This is a genomic window from Hydrogenivirga sp. 128-5-R1-1 (genome assembly GCF_000171895.1).
The window spans coordinates 1-1664 of sequence record NZ_ABHJ01000279.1; the positions used below are offsets into that span (position 1 = coordinate 1).

1 protein-coding gene is annotated in these 1664 nt (G+C 35.8%); it reads left to right on the forward strand.

Annotated features, from left to right (window positions below):
- Nucleotides 1–1664 (forward strand): hypothetical protein (locus HG1285_RS19935; protein ID WP_198005459.1); only part of this gene is annotated, 1664 nt, incomplete at both ends.

Genomic DNA, 1664 nt, shown 5'->3' on the forward strand with positions numbered 1-1664 from the left:
ACATATATAGTGATAATACTACTATAGCTTCTACTAAAAATAATGTAGTTTTTGCAATATATAGTAAAGGTGAAAATAGAGTAGATAATACGAATCCTGATGGAGATAATACTTTAGATGTGAAACCTTTTGGTGTAAATAATTACGATGATTTCATATGCTACTATGACATAAATTCACTAAGAAAAGATTTATGCCCTCCACCTTTAACAGTATCAGGCAACTTACCAACAGCAACAGAAGATAAATATTATGAAGCATCTTTACATGTCAATGGAGGACAGGCTCCGTATAGTTATTCTTGGTCTGGTTTAGATTGTGGATTATCTGCCAGTAATGATAAAATCTATGGTCAAGTTAATTGTGATACTACTACTACAGATGGTAAATTAGGTACATGTACTAAGACCATAAATCTGACTGCTACGGTTACAGATAGTTTAAATCCTCCTCCTAATAATCAAACAACTGCCAATTTCAATTTAGTAGTAAAAGCTCAACCTCCCTATGTGTTTGAAACAAGCTTACCAGATGCTACAGAATGTTTGGCTTATAATGCAAATTTGACAGGTAAAGGTGGAAATGGTACATACACATGGAATATAAGTGGATTACCTACAGGATTAAATGCAACTGGGAATAGTATCTCAGGAACTCCAAGTTCTGGAACTGCTGGAAGCTATAGAGTTTCTGTTGGTTTAACAAGTTGTAGTGAAACAACAACAACTCAGATACCTTTAACAGTAAAACCAAACCCTGTAAAAATAGATACAAATGTTTTACCCTATGCATATAAAGGAAATGATTACAGAGTTCAACTTCAGGCAAGCGGAGGAGCAGGAAATTATACATGGCAACTTGTTAACAATGGAGGTGTTGATATTGTATTAGATTCAAATGGAGTCTTAAGGGCTGATAATGGTACTATAGATACAGCAGTAGGAACTTACCAAATAACAGTTAGAGTTACAGATAGTTGTGCTGGTTCTGTAGATAAAACATTTTCGTTGACAATCCTATCTGGTTCTGCAGGTAGTGGTAGTGGAGGAGGTGGTGGAACTACGTGCACAGCATTAACTTTATCACCTTCTTCGGGTAGTTATACTGCACATGTAGGTTCTCCTTATAGTTTATCCATACTTCCTAATGGAGGTGTATCTCCTTATACAAACACTTTATGTACTCCTTCGTCGTGTGCAGGTTTAAGTTTAACATGTTCCTCATCCAATGCAATAATTTCAGGAACCCCAACAGGAGCAGCTACGTGCAATTTTCAAGTGGGTTATAGTGATAGTTGTTCAGCTTCTAAACAAAATGTAACTGGAGTTTATACTATAAACATAAATTGTCCATCACTATCTCTAACTTCAAATTTACCAGCAGTTAACTTATGTGATAGCTATAATGGTTCTATAACTGCAAATGGAGGAGTAGGTCCATATACCTGGACACTTCAAAACGGAAGTTTACCTTCAAGTGTTAATTTTTGTTCTGGAAACACAACTTCACTTTGTTCTTTATCTGGATTAGTAATTGATAGTGTAGGTAACTATAATTTTACGGTATCAGCAGGAGATAGTTGCCCTCAAACAGCAGTAGGAGCCTTTTCTATCACCGTTAGTCCTACAAACATGACAGGAATTTCAGGAACTGACTGTTCTACT